General features: G+C 59.9%; 14 protein-coding genes, 1 tRNA gene and 1 pseudogene. 5 read left to right on the forward strand and 11 right to left on the reverse strand.

The window, feature by feature from the left end; translation table 11 throughout:
* Positions 1-132: pseudogene (locus BLU52_RS26905) on the reverse strand (ATP-binding protein); the annotation flags it as partial.
* 554 nt (positions 133-686) lie between these two features.
* Between BLU52_RS26905 and gabP the strand changes: the two are divergent.
* On the forward strand, positions 687-2,078 hold the full coding sequence (gabP, locus tag BLU52_RS00010; RefSeq protein ID WP_090280164.1) for a GABA permease: 1,392 nt from the start codon (positions 687-689) through the stop codon (positions 2,076-2,078).
* 309 nt (positions 2,079-2,387) lie between these two features.
* On the opposite strand, the gene BLU52_RS00015 is transcribed toward gabP, so the two are convergent.
* From BLU52_RS00015 to BLU52_RS00060, 10 genes are all read right to left on the reverse strand, one after another.
* Positions 2,388-2,840, reverse strand: coding sequence for a hypothetical protein (locus tag BLU52_RS00015; protein WP_090280167.1), 453 nt, complete (start codon positions 2,838-2,840; stop codon positions 2,388-2,390).
* A gap of 6 nt (positions 2,841-2,846) precedes the next feature.
* On the reverse strand, positions 2,847-3,260 hold the full coding sequence (locus BLU52_RS00020) for a hypothetical protein (protein WP_090280172.1): 414 nt from the start codon (positions 3,258-3,260) through the stop codon (positions 2,847-2,849).
* A 29-nt stretch (positions 3,261-3,289) separates the two neighbouring features.
* Entirely contained in the window at positions 3,290-4,261 is a 972-nt protein-coding gene (locus BLU52_RS00025; protein WP_090280175.1) for an alpha/beta hydrolase family protein, read from the reverse strand.
* Positions 4,262-4,329: 68 nt separating this feature from the next.
* Positions 4,330-5,388, reverse strand: a complete 1,059-nt coding sequence (locus tag BLU52_RS00030) for a PDDEXK nuclease domain-containing protein (protein ID WP_090280178.1) — start codon at positions 5,386-5,388, stop codon at positions 4,330-4,332.
* 179 nt (positions 5,389-5,567) lie between these two features.
* Positions 5,568-5,834 carry a hypothetical protein gene (locus BLU52_RS00035; protein ID WP_090280181.1) on the reverse strand — a complete coding sequence of 89 codons (267 nt, stop codon included), beginning with the start codon at positions 5,832-5,834 and terminating at the stop codon, positions 5,568-5,570.
* A gap of 205 nt (positions 5,835-6,039) precedes the next feature.
* A tRNA-Phe gene (locus BLU52_RS00040) sits at positions 6,040-6,115 on the reverse strand.
* A gap of 91 nt (positions 6,116-6,206) precedes the next feature.
* Complete coding sequence (locus tag BLU52_RS00045) at positions 6,207-6,479, reverse strand: oxidative damage protection protein (RefSeq protein ID WP_090280184.1); 273 nt, start codon at positions 6,477-6,479, stop codon at positions 6,207-6,209.
* The gene (gene mutY, locus BLU52_RS00050; protein WP_090280187.1) at positions 6,476-7,543 is read right to left on the reverse strand and encodes an A/G-specific adenine glycosylase; all 1,068 of its coding nucleotides are present in this window, start codon (positions 7,541-7,543) and stop codon (positions 6,476-6,478) included. The genes BLU52_RS00045 and mutY overlap by 4 nt, the downstream gene beginning before the upstream one ends.
* Entirely contained in the window at positions 7,540-9,756 is a 2,217-nt protein-coding gene (locus BLU52_RS00055) for an AsmA family protein (RefSeq protein WP_090280190.1), read from the reverse strand. Before BLU52_RS00055 ends, mutY begins: the two co-directional genes overlap by 4 nt.
* A gap of 33 nt (positions 9,757-9,789) precedes the next feature.
* Positions 9,790-10,239 carry an acetyl-CoA sensor PanZ family protein gene (locus BLU52_RS00060; RefSeq protein ID WP_090280194.1) on the reverse strand — a complete coding sequence of 150 codons (450 nt, stop codon included), beginning with the start codon at positions 10,237-10,239 and terminating at the stop codon, positions 9,790-9,792.
* A gap of 224 nt (positions 10,240-10,463) precedes the next feature.
* Here BLU52_RS00060 and BLU52_RS00065 point away from each other — a divergent pair, with 224 nt between their 5' ends.
* The 4 genes from BLU52_RS00065 to BLU52_RS00080 all read left to right on the forward strand — a co-directional run bounded on the left by BLU52_RS00065 (position 10,464) and on the right by BLU52_RS00080 (position 13,883).
* A complete protein-coding gene (locus BLU52_RS00065; RefSeq protein WP_090280199.1) occupies positions 10,464-12,128 on the forward strand; it encodes an OFA family MFS transporter in 1,665 nt (554 codons plus the stop codon).
* Between the two features lie 262 nt (positions 12,129-12,390).
* Positions 12,391-12,984 carry an imidazoleglycerol-phosphate dehydratase HisB gene (gene hisB / locus BLU52_RS00070; RefSeq protein WP_007909204.1) on the forward strand — a complete coding sequence of 198 codons (594 nt, stop codon included), beginning with the start codon at positions 12,391-12,393 and terminating at the stop codon, positions 12,982-12,984.
* Entirely contained in the window at positions 12,984-13,622 is a 639-nt protein-coding gene (hisH, locus tag BLU52_RS00075) for an imidazole glycerol phosphate synthase subunit HisH (RefSeq protein WP_090280203.1), read from the forward strand. Before hisB ends, hisH begins: the two co-directional genes overlap by 1 nt.
* A complete protein-coding gene (locus tag BLU52_RS00080; RefSeq protein ID WP_007952545.1) occupies positions 13,623-13,883 on the forward strand; it encodes a DUF2164 domain-containing protein in 261 nt (86 codons plus the stop codon).
* The last annotated feature ends 24 nt before the right edge of the window (positions 13,884-13,907 follow it).

Consider the following 13,907-nt stretch of genomic DNA (forward strand, 5'->3'; position numbering starts at 1 on the left):
GGAACCGGAGGAGCCGAGGATCGAGATCACGTCGCCATCGCGGGCGGTCAGCGATATGCCTTTGAGCACCTCAAGCTGTCCGTAGCGTTTGTGCAAGTTGCGGATTTCCAGCGCGGGCGTGGCCTCAGCCATGTGCGTTCCTCATATATGTTGCGCTCCTGCTGTTGGCGGGCCTTCCAGGCGAGGCGGCCAAGCTAGCATAGCGTTTCAATGGCAGCCAACAGCGCTACGAGCGGTAATCGGGTGGCCTGTGGCAGGGTGTCGCATCGGCGCAGCAGACTGTCGCCCCATCAACAACCGAACGGGTGTTTGATCAAGCCCGCCCGTGGGTGTCGCGTAAAAAAAGGCGCGATGTTGCCAGCTTTGGCGGGGTGTTGGAAGCGCTATCCGGCCGAACGTTCTTGTTTTGCCCTTTTTCTGTGCGTCGCAGGCTTTTTCTGTGTGTTTCTGGTGCGTGGATTCGTTCTGAAAGTGAGTCGCAGGGTAACGCGCTGGCGAATAGCCATTAAACTCAAGGACTTGCATCGAGCACTGGCATAGCCCGCAAGTTCCCGGCGTTCAGGGGTATGAAACATTTTGGCGCAAATATTGCGTGCAGAATAAGGAACAGCCCGTTGGATTCTTTTTACGAGAAAGAATTTTCATACCGGCCGGATGCACCCGCTTTCCTTGCAAAGGTAGTCTCTATGAGCAGTACCCCAAGCTCCAATGGCCTCGAACAGGGGCTCAAACCGCGTCATGTGACCATGTTGTCGATCGCCGGTGTGATCGGCGCCGGTCTGTTCGTTGGCTCCGGCCACGCCATCGCTGCCGCCGGCCCGGCCGTGCTGCTGGCTTATGCTGCGGCCGGTACGTTGGTGGTGTTGGTGATGCGCATGCTCGGCGAAATGGCCGTCGCCTCGCCGGACACCGGTTCTTTCTCGACCTACGCCGACCGCGCGATCGGTCATTGGGCCGGTTTCACCATCGGCTGGTTGTACTGGTGGTTCTGGGTGCTGGTGATTCCACTGGAAGCCAACGCCGCTGCGACCATCCTGCACGCATGGTTCCCGGGCGTGGACATCTGGGCGTTCGCCCTGGTCATCACCCTGCTGCTGACCGTGACCAACCTTTTCAGCGTGAAAAACTACGGTGAGTTCGAGTTCTGGTTCGCTTTGATCAAAGTGTTGGCAATCATCGGCTTCATCGGCCTCGGCCTTGCGGCGATTTTCGGCTTCCTGCCGACGAGTCAGGTCAGCGGCGTTTCGCACCTGTTCGACAGCGGCGGCTTCCTGCCCAATGGCATGGGCGCCGTGCTGGGCGCGATCCTGACCACCATGTTTTCGTTTATGGGGACCGAAATCGTCACCATCGCGGCGGCGGAATCGAAAGACCCGGGCAAGCAGATCTCCAAGGCCACCAACTCGGTGATCTGGCGGATCGGCCTGTTCTATCTGGTGTCGATCTTCATTGTCGTGGCTCTGGTGCCATGGAACGATCCTACGCTGGCCAACCTCGGCTCCTACCAGACTGTGCTTGAGCGCATGGGCATCCCGAACGCCAAGATGATCGTCGACATCGTCGTGCTGGTCGCGGTGACCAGTTGCTTGAACTCGGCGCTGTACACGTCTTCGCGCATGCTGTTCTCGCTCGGCAAGCGCGGTGACGCCCCGGCCATGTCGACCCGCACCAACAAGAGCGGCACTCCCTACTGGGCAGTCATGTTGTCGACCGGCGCAGCGTTCCTCTGCACCTTCGCCAACTACGTCGCTCCGGCTGCGGTGTTCGAATTCCTGCTGGCCAGCTCCGGCGCCATTGCCCTGCTGGTGTACCTGGTGATCGCCTTCTCGCAACTGCGCATGCGCAAGCAGCGCGTGGCACGCGGCGAGAACATCGTCTTCAGCATGTGGCTGTTCCCGGGCCTGACCTACGCGGTGATCATCTTCATCATCGCGGCCCTGACCATCATGCTGTTCCAGGAAGCCCATCGCGTCGAAATCCTCGCCACAGGCCTGCTGAGCTTGCTGGTGGTGGCTGCCGGCCTGCTGGTATCGCGCCGTCGCAAGCTGGAAAAGCGTGGTGCGGTGGTGTTGAACTGAGTCGCAACGCGTGATGTGAAAACGGCCGCTGTCAGGGATGACGAGCGGCCGTTTTTGTTTGTGATTCGTTGATGGGTCTGATGCCTTGGATCCTGATTCAGCTTTGATCGCGCGAGACCATAAACTCTGAGCTGCAATTCTCTGCCTCAAACCATTCGTCCCAGGTTAATGGCGTGGAGGGGCTGCGAGTATCGGTTCGAAGTGCCTCTGAGTCGTTTGTATCCAGCCACTGCTCGTCCCCGCATGAGTCTGTCTTGTTCACCTGACCTCCTTGTGTTGAATGTGCATGAAGGTCAGGCACAAAAGGATTTATTCGGCTTTGGGCTCGCTGTCTTCCACCGACTTGCCATAAGCATCCAGCGCCACCCCGAAATCGGTGATGAACTGCGGTTCGCTCAGCCAGGCCTGGGCCTCTTCGATCGTCATGCCGTCGGCCCACATGCGGTAGTCGATCAGCATGTCGGCGGCCAGGTGGGTGGCGGCCATGCCTTCGTTGTCGGCGTTTTCCATGTCCAGCAGTTCAGGATGGTCGACGATGATGAAGGCCAGCTCGCGCAGCAGTGTCAGCAGCATCTCGTTGCGGTTGACGGCTTCGGCGTCGCGCATTTTGCTGAACATCGCCAAGGTGTATTCCGGGATCGGCTCGGCGAGGTGGCCGAGGTCTTCGTCCTGATCCAGCGGCTTACGACCGACCATGCGGATTTGCCTGGCTTTGGCCTTGGCGCGTTTGGCGCGTTTCTGTTGCTTGTTCAGGGATGCCATGGGAACTCAGTTCTTCTGTTGGGTTTGTGCGGCGATCGCGTCGGACGCGGCCACATAGTCGGCCTGGAAGGCCGGGGACTCGATCCACGCCAGCGCGCCGGCCTCGTCGGTTTCCTGCGACCACTGGCGATACTCGATCAGCGCGGCGAGGATGAAATCCATCGCGCCTTCTTCGCCTTCCTGCTCATAGACCAGTTCCAGCAATGGGTCTTCGAGGAATGCGCTGCACATCGCTTGCTGGCTGATCTTCTCGGCGTCGATCATCTTCTTGAACAGCTCGGTGAGGTCCACCGATTCGAAGTCGATGCGGTCGTCGTTCGGGTCCAGTTCGACCGGCGCCTCGGCGCGTTTGGTGCGGTTCTGCCTGGCCTTGGTCTTGGCCCGGGCGGCGCGTTTTTGCTGCTTGTTGGCGGAGGCCATGATGTGTTCCGTCGTGCGTTGGGAAGGGCTCAGCTGCGCGGGACTTGCCGGCCGGGTGTGTCAGGGGCCAGTGCGCCGGTCTGCAGCCAGGTCAGAGCGATGGGCCATAGTGTGGCTTGGTATGCGCTGCGAAAAAAGGCGAAATGTCCGACTTGTTGTTCGCCAATGTTCCGCGGCTCGATACGCAGGTGAATTTTTGCCGCGTTGCTGAAGTAGTCGAGCAGGCGTTCGATGGCCGGGATCGTGCCGTAAGGGTCGTCGCTGATGCTGATGGCCAGAGTTTGTGCATGGACGTTGGCGAAGGGTAGGGCACCCGTCTTCCGCAACAGAGCGCGACCGCTTGGGCGCTGTTCGAAACGCGCGGCAGGCGTGCTCCAGTCGCGTACAACGCCTGTTGGCGTGTCTTCCAGCCAGCCGAGGCGCTTGCCGGGGAAATAGCCGCAGAGCTGCGTCAGCAAAGGCATGACCACATGCCATTTGCCGAACATGCGCCAGCGCTGTTCGGGAGCGTAGTCGCGCCAGTACGCGAACTGCGCGCCGACGGTGACCAGCCGTCGGATGACGCTCCCGGATTCGGCCAGCCCCGCCGCGCAACCGCCGAAACTGTGGCCGACCACATCGATCGGCTGCCCCGGGAACTCCCGTTGCGCACGTTCGAGCATCGCCTGGAAATCCAGCGCGCCCCAATCGGTCCACGAGGCGCGCAGCCCTTTTATCGATTCGCTGCGTGATTCACCGATGCCGCGATAGTCGTAAGTCATCACGTCGAAACCATGGCTGAACAGATACGCCGCGAATCGTGAATAGTGACGGCAGCGTACGGACGTGGCGGCGTTGATGATGACCACCGGGCGTTGCGAGTCGGGCGAAGTGTAGCGCCAGGTGAAACCGCCGAGCGGATAACCGTCGGCGGCGGTTTCCTTGAAAGGTTCACCTACGGTTGCAGTGACAACCGCTTGGCTCGACTCAGAGTTCTGTTCGGATGTGTGCTGACAGCTCATGGGTGCTCGACCTTGGCGTGTGACCACCAACGATAGTCTCGGCGTTATGCAGGAACAATCCCGTCGGTTTATTCAGCCGTTTGAACAAGCAAGCGTTCTTCAATCAGCGCCTGTTCGCGGTTCAGCTCGGCGCGTAACTCTTCTTCGCTCGGCAATATCGTTTTGTAACTGCTGGCGAACAGTTGCTCATTGCCTTTGAGCATCGAATAGCGCGCAACCGAGTCGTTGCTCTCGGCGCTCAGAATGATGCCGACAGTCGGCTTGTCTCCCTCGCTGCGCTTGAGCTCGTCGTACATGCGCACGTACATGTCCATCTGCCCGACATCGCGGGCGCTGAGTTTGCCGCGTTTGAGGTCGATGATCACGAAGCACTTGAGCAGGTAGTTGTAGAACACCAGATCGATGTAGAGATCAATGCCGTCAGTGCTGATGCGTTGTTGTCGAGCGACAAAGGAGAAGCCTTTGCCCAGTTCAAGCAGAAAGCTTTGCAGGTGATCGATGAGGGCTTGTTCGAGTCCGCTTTCCCTGACTTGGCCCGCCGAGGGCAGGCCGAGGAACTCGAGCATGACCGGATCGCGAATGAATTCCCGTGGGTTGCATTTCATCGCATTGATGTTGGTGGTCGCTTCCTCGACCACCTCGGTTTTGTCCTGACTCATGAGCAGGCGCTCGTAATAGAGCGTCAGGATTTGCCGATCAAGGGCGCGGCTTGACCAGTTGAGGTCGGCACATTCGTTCATGTACCACAGGCGCGCTTTCTCGTTTTCGACGCGTAGCAGGCGGCGGTAATGGGTCCAGCTCAATTCGGGACGCAGTGCGTCTCGAATTGGAAATTTTTGATAAAACAGGCGCATCTTCCACAAATTGGTTTCGTCAAACCCTTTCCCGAACTGCTCGGTCAGGTCCTTAGCCAGTAGGCCAATCAGCTTCTTTCCATAACCCGCACGCTGAGCGCCTTCCTGTTCAAACTCAACAATATGCCGGCCGATCTGCCAACAAGTCTGCACTTGAATCGTATCAACCGCGCGCAGCACTTTTTGCCGAGCCTGGCGAATCAACTCACCCAGTTCGCCCAGCAGTGAATCGATTTTCGGGTCTTGCGTGTCAGCAGGTTTTAGCTGGCTCATCGGGTCTTCCGCGTCAGGGTGAACAGACGCAAAAGCATGACGATTGTCGCGGTTTGAGTATGTCGGGGGAGGCGGTAAAGTCCGCAGGAAGAAGAGATTGCCATTGCAGGACGTTGCCGAGCACCAGGGCTTTGCCGGGAATGCATCTGTAGTCCGTTTCGTACGCGTAGCGACAACCGTTAGCGCGAACGCGATTTACGTTGGGTTCTGGCCGCAGGTTTGTCGATGCGCGTCAGCCTGTGCCACGCCAGGCCTGCGGCCAGCAGCAACACGCCGAACAGACCTTGAAGTACAACGTGAAACCAGTACATGCCCGGCTGCCCGGCGAGGGTGTAGACCTTGGCCGGCCCGCCGCGCGTGGCGGTGATGATCGTCTCGTGGATAACGCCGTCGATGGCCGAGTAGCCCAGCAGCGCGCCGGTACCGATCAGAAACAGGCAAATCATGATTGCCAGTCCTCTGGACACCAGACCTTCCTGGTGCGGCGGCGGATGGGGCAGGGGGACTCGCGTTCGTTTTTGGTTCATCGCGGGGATAGCCCTCTTCCGTAAGGGGTGCTGATGGTAGCGCGGATCAACAGGTGGGAAACCAGCCTCACTAAATCGCAGGCATAAAAAAACCCTGAATCTTGCGATTCAGGGTTTCGGTATTTGGTGCCCAGAGACGGAATCGAACCGCCGACACGGGGATTTTCAATCCCCTGCTCTACCGACTGAGCTATCTGGGCAACGGGGCGCATTAAAAGGGTTTTTCGGATTTACGTCAACGACTTTTTGAAAATTTCTTAAATTAATTCCGTCGCTTACGAAAACCCCGGGTTATTCGGATGGCGGCACGTAGCCTTCGGCCTTGGCGTATTCCTCGCCGGAGAAGTACTTCTCCATTTCGCCCTGAAGGAATTTGCGGTCTTCGGCGTTCATCATGTTCAGGCGCTTTTCGTTGATCAACAGGGTCTGGTGTTTCTGCCAGTCGCCCCAGGCCTTGGCGGACACGTTTTCGTAGATGTCCTGGCCCTTGGCGCCGGGGAACGGTGCTTTCTCGAGGCCTTCGAGTGGTTCTTTGTACTTGCGGCACATTACGGTGCGAGTCATGGCGATACTCCTGCATTCAAGACGGCGGCCGCGCGTTCGAGCAAGGTTTTGACCGGGGCGGCGAGGCCCAGGCGCGGCGGGGTGGCGAGGTTATACCAGAGCCAGTCGGCCTCGGCCACGTGATGGGCGGCCTCCTGCACCTGAACCAGCCAGGGTTCGATGGACAGCTGGAAATGGCTGAAGGTGTGGACAAGGCTTGGCAGCGCCTGCTGCTGGCCCATGGTCAGCGAGTGCTGATCGGCCAGATGTCGTAGATCATCCAGATCATCCAGCTCCGGCAGGCTCCACAAGCCGCCCCACAGCCCTGTCGAAGGGCGGCGGTAAAGCAGAATCGCGCCTTCATCGTTGGCGAGCATCGGCATCAGCGTGCGCTTTTGCGGGATGGCTTTGCGCGGCTTGGGAATCGGATAGCGGGTTTCCAGGCCCAGCATGTGCGCTTCGCAGCCACGCTCCAGCGGGCACAGCAGGCAGCTCGGTTTGCTGCGCGTGCAGAGCGTGGCGCCAAGATCCATCATCGCCTGGGTGTAGGCGTTGACCCGATCGTGCGGGGTAAAGCGCTCAGCGTTGGCCCACAGCTGTTTGGCAACCTTCGGCTCGCCGGGGTAACCCTCCTGCGCGGTAAAACGCGCCAGAACGCGTTTGACGTTGCCGTCGAGAATCGGCGCGCGCAGGCCCATGCTGATGCTGGCAATGGCGCCAGCTGTGGACAGGCCGATGCCCGGCAGCTCTGTGAGTTTTTCGACGTCGCGTGGAAACTCGCCGCCGTACTGGCTGACGACGATCTTCGCGGTCTTCTGCAAATTGCGCGCGCGGGTGTAGTAACCCAGCCCGGTCCACAGATGCAGCACCTCGTCTTCGGGTGCGGCGGCCAGCGCTTCGACGTTCGGCAGCGCGGTCATGAAGCGATCAAAATAATTGAGCACCGTGCTGACCTGGGTCTGCTGCAACATGATCTCCGACACCCATACCCGATACGGGTTGATGTTCTGTTGCCAAGGCAGATCGTGGCGGCCGTGGCGGTCGAACCAGTCGAGCACCGCGCTGGAAAACTGCTCCGCTGTCATCGCTTGAACAGCCCCTTCAATGCGTTCTTCAGTTCCGGGCTGACTTTGTCGCCCAGTTTTTCGTCGATCTTTTCGCTGAGCTTGTCGCTGGCCATTTTGCTCGCGACCTGGCCGAGACGATCATTGTCGATGCGGCAGGCCTTGGCGCCGAGTTCCAGCGGGCCGCGGCAGCGCAGCGGCCATTCGACGCCGACGAATTTTTCGCCGACCTGGCAGGCCGGGTCAGGCATGGCGCTGGTGTCGCCTTCGACGATGATGCCAACGCGATAATCCATGCCGAGGACGCGCAGGTCGATGTCGCCGTCACCGTTGACGGCCATGCCGGGGATGCGCACTTTCAGGTCCGGGTTGCTGGCGACGCCGTTGCGCACGGTCAGGTTGCCCTTGAGTTCTTCGAACGGCGTGTCCTTGCCCCGCGGCTCGCCGCTGAGAGTCTTGCGATTGAGCGTGGCGATGCCCTTGCACAACTGCTGCTCAAGGTTGGCATTGAGCAGTACGCCATTGTTGATGACGAAACTGGCATTGCCGTTCAGCGTATCGATCAGCGCCTGCTGGCTGTTACCGCTGCCGGTAAAGCTGCTGGTGAGTGTCACCAGACCTTTGACCGGCGGATTCTTGCCTTGGCTTTCAATGATTTTTTCTGCGGGGACGCGATTGAGTCGGGTCTGCAGATTCAGCACCGGTGCGCTCGGGCGCACATCGAGCGTGCCGTTGGCGACGAATCCACCGTTGTACAGATCGCCGCTGAGGTTGGTCAGGGTCAGCAGGCCACCCTGACCGCTGGCCTTGAGCGCGGCGTTGTCGATCGGCAGCTTGTCGAGGGTCAGTTGGCCGAAGCTAAGGTCAGCGTCTACATCGAGCTTGGCCAGGCGTTCGACTGGCAGCAGGCGCTCGGTGCTCCAGGCGGTTTTGCTCGGTTTGTCCGGCAGCGGTGTGGTGCCTGCGACGGCACCTGCCTCGGTGCTGGCGACTTCGGCCTGACGCGTTTGCGTGGCGCTGTTGGCCTGTGCCGATTTCGGCGGCAGATAACGGTCGGCGTTGAAGGTGTCGGCTTTGAGGATCATCCGCAACGATTGCCTGGCGAAGTCTTCGACGGCAATGCGACCGCTGATGCTGCTGTCGTCGAGCTTCAGGTTGATGTTGTCGAAGGCGATGCTGCTGGGCGTGGCCGCGATGCGGCTGACCAGTTCGACCTTGCTCAGACTGCCTTCGGCCATGGCCGGCAGAGTCTGCCCGACGCTGTCGACGAATTTCGCCAGATCGAACTGGGCAATCGAAATGCCACCGCTGATCTGCGGCGTCTTGTCGAGGTCGTTGGCTTTCAGTTCGCCCAAGGCGCGCAGCTGGTTGGCGGAAATCTTGATGCCGGTCCATTCGGCGACATTCGCTGCTTTGTCCAGCAATAGCTGCCCCTGCGCCGAGAAAGTCATGGTCTTGCCCTGCAGCGGATCGCCGGCCAGTTCGCCGGACAGCTTCAAGTCTTCGAACTTGTAGCGCTGCACGGCCCGTTCGAAGCGCAGCTCGCCGCTGAGCTCGGTGCGCACGCGCAGCACCGGTTGATTGGTGCCGAGAAACGCGGTGGCTTTTACCGGAATATTGGTCGAGTCGTGGACCGGGCCGGTGCTCAACTGGATGCTTTCGGCGCTGAATTGCTTGCCGGTCAGCTCGTCGGTGTACTCAACGCGGGCGTTGTTGACGGTCAGGCTGTCGATGTCGAGGCGGATCGGCTGCGCCGGTTTTTCCACGGCAACGGTCGGTTCGCTGGCAGGCGCGTCGGTTTTGGCCGGCGGCGTTGCGCCAGGCGCAACCGGCACCTTGCCGATGTCTTCCCAGTTGCCGTGACCGTTCTTGTCGCGGTTCAGACGCAGGTTCAGGCCTTCGACGCGGACATCGCTCATTTGCACTTCGCGGCGTAGCAGCGGCAGCACGCGTACCGACAGGCCGAGCATCTGCAGGTCGGCGAACGGTTCGGCAGGTTTTGCCAGGGTGGCGACGCTGGCCTCGTGCAATTCCAGGCCGAGCCACGGGAACAGGCTCCAGCCGATATCGCCATTGAGCGTCAGCTCGATGTGGGCCTTGTCGCGAGCTATCTGGCGGATCTCGTCTTTGTAGTCGTTGGGATCGAAGAGGTGGGTCAGGGCAAAGCCTGCCGCCACGATGATCAGCAACAACCCGAGAAGCACCAGACCCAGGATTTTGCCGAACGCTTTCATGGGCGAGTCCTTGTAGTGAGTCGAATTCGTAAATTAGCCGGGGAGTATAGCGCTGCAATGGCCCGGTCCGCTGTGGCGTCCTGTTGCCAGTACGTCCAGCGTCATGTGCAATTTGGCCGCGAGGGCTTGCGCCTCGACCTGCCCGGCAGGCGCGAGCAGGCGCAGTTCGGCCCCCGCTTGCGACGCCATTTCCTGCGCTTGGTTCACCAGCCGCTCGGCGACTCCGCGACGGCGGGTAACTTTTCGTACGCATAAATGGGACAAGTACCAGACATCGTGATGCCTTTGCAGACGCCCGGCACCGAGCAAGCGATCGTTGAAGCGCCCGGCAATCAGAGAACCGTCGGCGAGGCTGCTTTCGATCAGTCCGCTGTCGCCGGAAAACGGCGCGAACAGCCATGGCGGCGCGTCGCGATAGATCTTCTGCAAGTCCTGCTGATCCTGATAACTGGCGTCTTGTAGCACCTGGACGGTGATCGGCATGGTCGTTTCCTGAGTGGTACGAGAACAGATGACTTGAAAAAAGGTGATATCAGTTTGGTTTTTCTGTCACCTGAGAATGGTAACCTTCGCCAGTTCGTCCGCCCGTCTGCGACTTAACGTCGCGCCTTCAAGGAGCTTCACCTCAAAAAACGGTCATGCCTGCGTGCATAAGGCCGAGGGTGAGCAGTGGCTGGCGAACCATACTAACAATTGGGGGATACACAATGAGCACGAGCATCACGGCGGACGGCCTGCGCGCCGACCAGCCTGCGTTCCTGTCCAAGGAACGCATCATCGCCAAGCCCGGTTTCAACCGCTGGCTGGTTCCACCGGCCGCTTTGGCCATTCACCTGTGCATCGGCATGGCCTATGGCTTTTCGGTGTTCTGGTTGCCGTTGTCCAAGGCGCTGGGCGTTACCGCTCCGGTGGCTTGCGCACCGGACATGAGTTTCATCGCACAGGTATTTTCTTCGAACTGCGACTGGCCGATCTCCATGCTCGGCTGGATCTACACGCTGTTCTTCATCTTCCTCGGCTGCTCGGCAGCGATCTGGGGTGGCTGGCTGGAACATGCCGGGCCACGCAAGGCAGGCGTGGTTTCGGCCCTGTGCTGGTGCGGCGGTCTGTTGATCTCGGCGCTGGGTATCTATACCCACCAGATCTGGCTGATGTGGATCGGCTCCGGGGTGATCGGCGGTATCGGTCTGGGCCTGGGCTATATCTCGCCGGTGTCGACCTTGATCAAGTGGTTCCCGGACAAGCGCGGCATGGCGACCGGCATGGCGATCATGGGCTTCGGTGGCGGCGCGATGGTCGGTGCACCGTTGGCCACTGCGCTGATGAGTCACTTTGCTTCGCCCGAAGGCGTAGGCGTTTGGCAGAGCTTCGTGGCCATGGCTGCAATCTACTTCGTGTTCATGATCGGTGGCGCACTGTCCTACCGCGTGCCGCCAACCGGCTGGAAGCCTGAAGGCTGGACCGCGCCGGCGAAGAAAGCTTCGAACTCGATGATCACCAACCGTCACGTGCACGTAAACGTCGCATGGAAAACCCCGCAATTCCGTCTGGTGTGGCTGGTGCTGTGCCTGAACGTATCCGCGGGTATCGGCATCCTCGGCATGGCTTCGCCACTGTTGCAGGAAGTGTTCGGTGGCAAGTTGCTGGGCGTTGACGTGCCGTTCGGTCAGCTTGACGCCGGTCAGCTGGCTTCGATCGCCGCAATTGCCGCCGGTTTTACCGGCCTGCTGAGCCTGTTCAACATTGGTGGCCGCTTCTTCTGGGCTTCGTTCTCGGACTACCTGGGTCGCAAAAACACTTACTTCGTGTTCTTCGCCCTGGGTTTTGCCCTGTACGCGCTGATTCCGAACATGGGTCATCTGGGCAACGTTGCGCTGTTCGTGGCTGCGTTCTGCATCATCCTGTCGATGTACGGCGGTGGTTTCGCCACGGTACCGGCCTATCTGGCGGACCTGTTCGGTACGCAAATGGTCGGCGCGATCCACGGTCGTCTGCTGACTGCCTGGGCTGCTGCCGGTGTGCTGGGTCCGGTACTGGTGAACTACCTGCGTGAATATCAGTTGAGCATCGGCGTTGAACGCGCCGCCGCTTACGACATCACCCTGTACATCCTCGCCGGCCTGCTGGTGCTGGGCTTCCTCTGCAACCTGATGGTGCGCCCGGTGGCCGACAAGTACTTCATGAGCGACGCTGAACTGGCGGCCGAACAGGCGCTGGGTCACGACAAGGGTGCTGATGCCAGCACCGTCCTTGAGTGGAAAGCGGCACCGGGCAGCAAGCCGCTGGCCATCGCTGCGTGGCTGGTGGTCGGTATTCCGTTGGCGTGGGGTGTGTGGGTGACCCTGCAGAAGACGGCGGTACTGTTTCACTAAGTAAAAACGCTGTACCCCTGTAGGAGTGAGCCTGCTCGCGATAGCGGTCTGACAGTCACAAATATGGTGACTGGGAGGCCCTCATCGCGAGCAGGCTCACTCCTACAGTTGTTTTGTGTGTCCGTAATGGCTTGTATGGACATGTCTACCCGCGACCGCCGGGCATTCTATCCGTCAGCCATCTCACCTCTCGTGTTTCTGTTTGCTTGCTGCGTGCCTATAATGGCTGCCTTTTTCGCCCAATGATTTTGCGGAGCTGGTGATGGCCGAACGTAAGGCGTCTGTCGAGCGCGACACTCTGGAAACCCAGATCAAAGCCTCGATCAACCTTGATGGCACCGGAAAGGCCCGATTCGATATCGGTGTCCCTTTTCTTGAGCACATGCTGGATCAGATCGCCCGTCACGGGTTGATCGACCTGGATATCGAATGCAAGGGCGATCTGCATATCGACGACCACCACACGGTGGAAGACGTCGGTATCACCCTCGGCCAGGCGTTTGCCAAAGCCATCGGCGACAAGAAAGGCATCCGTCGCTACGGCCACGCCTACGTGCCGCTCGATGAAGCGCTGTCACGCGTGGTGATCGATTTCTCCGGTCGCCCGGGTCTGCAGATGCACGTGCCGTACACCCGCGCTACCGTCGGCGGCTTCGACGTTGACCTCTTCCAGGAGTTCTTCCAGGGCTTCGTCAACCATGCACTGGTCAGTCTGCACATCGACAATCTGCGCGGCACCAACACTCACCACCAGATCGAAACCGTGTTCAAGGCTTTCGGCCGCGCGCTGCGCATGGCTGTCGAGCTGGACGAGCGCATGGCCGGGCAAATGCCTTCGACCAAAGGCGTGCTGTAATGCAGACGGTTGCAGTTATCGACTACGGCATGGGCAACCTGCACTCGGTGGCCAAGGCGCTGGAACACGTCGGCGCCGGCAAGGTGCTGATCACCAGCGATGCGGACGTAATCCGCGAAGCCGACCGCGTGGTGTTTCCCGGTGTGGGCGCGATTCGCGATTGCATGGCGGAGATTCGTCGCCTCGGTTTCGACTCGCTGGTGCGTGAAGTCAGCCAGGATCGCCCGTTCCTCGGCATCTGTGTCGGCATGCAGGCCTTGCTCGATACCAGCCAAGAGAACGATGGCGTCGACTGCATCGGCCTGTTTCCGGGTGCGGTGAAGTTCTTCGGCAAAGACCTGCATGAAGACGGCGAGCACCTGAAAGTCCCGCACATGGGCTGGAACGAGGTAAAGCAGAAGGTCAGCCACCCACTGTGGCATGACATACCGGATATGGCGCGTTTTTATTTCGTGCACAGCTACTACATTGCCGCCGCCAATGCGCGGCAGGTGGTCGGTGGCGGTCACTACGGTGTCGATTTCGCAGCAGCGCTGGCCGATGGCTCGCGTTTCGCCGTGCAGTTCCACCCCGAAAAAAGCCATACCCATGGCCTGCAGTTGCTGCAGAACTTCGCCGCGTGGGACGGTCGCTGGTAAATGGCCGCCAAGAAGTCCAAGCCGCCGATTCTGACCCTCACTCCCGAACAGGAGAGCGAGGCCAATCGCAAGATTCAGCGGTTCATGGAAGACCGTTTCGAACTGGACCTGGGTTCGTTCGAAGCGGCGGAAATTCTTGAGCTGTTTACCCGCGAAATTGCTCCGCACTATTACAACAGGGCGATTTTCGATGTGCAGACCCATCTCAAAGAGCGGTTTGAAAGCATCGAAAGCGACCTGTGGGCGCTCGAGAAAAATTAGGAGCAGCGGCAAGCGTCAAGCTAC

The sequence above is a fragment of the Pseudomonas granadensis genome (assembly GCF_900105485.1).
Lineage (GTDB): Bacteria > Pseudomonadota > Gammaproteobacteria > Pseudomonadales > Pseudomonadaceae > Aquipseudomonas > Aquipseudomonas granadensis.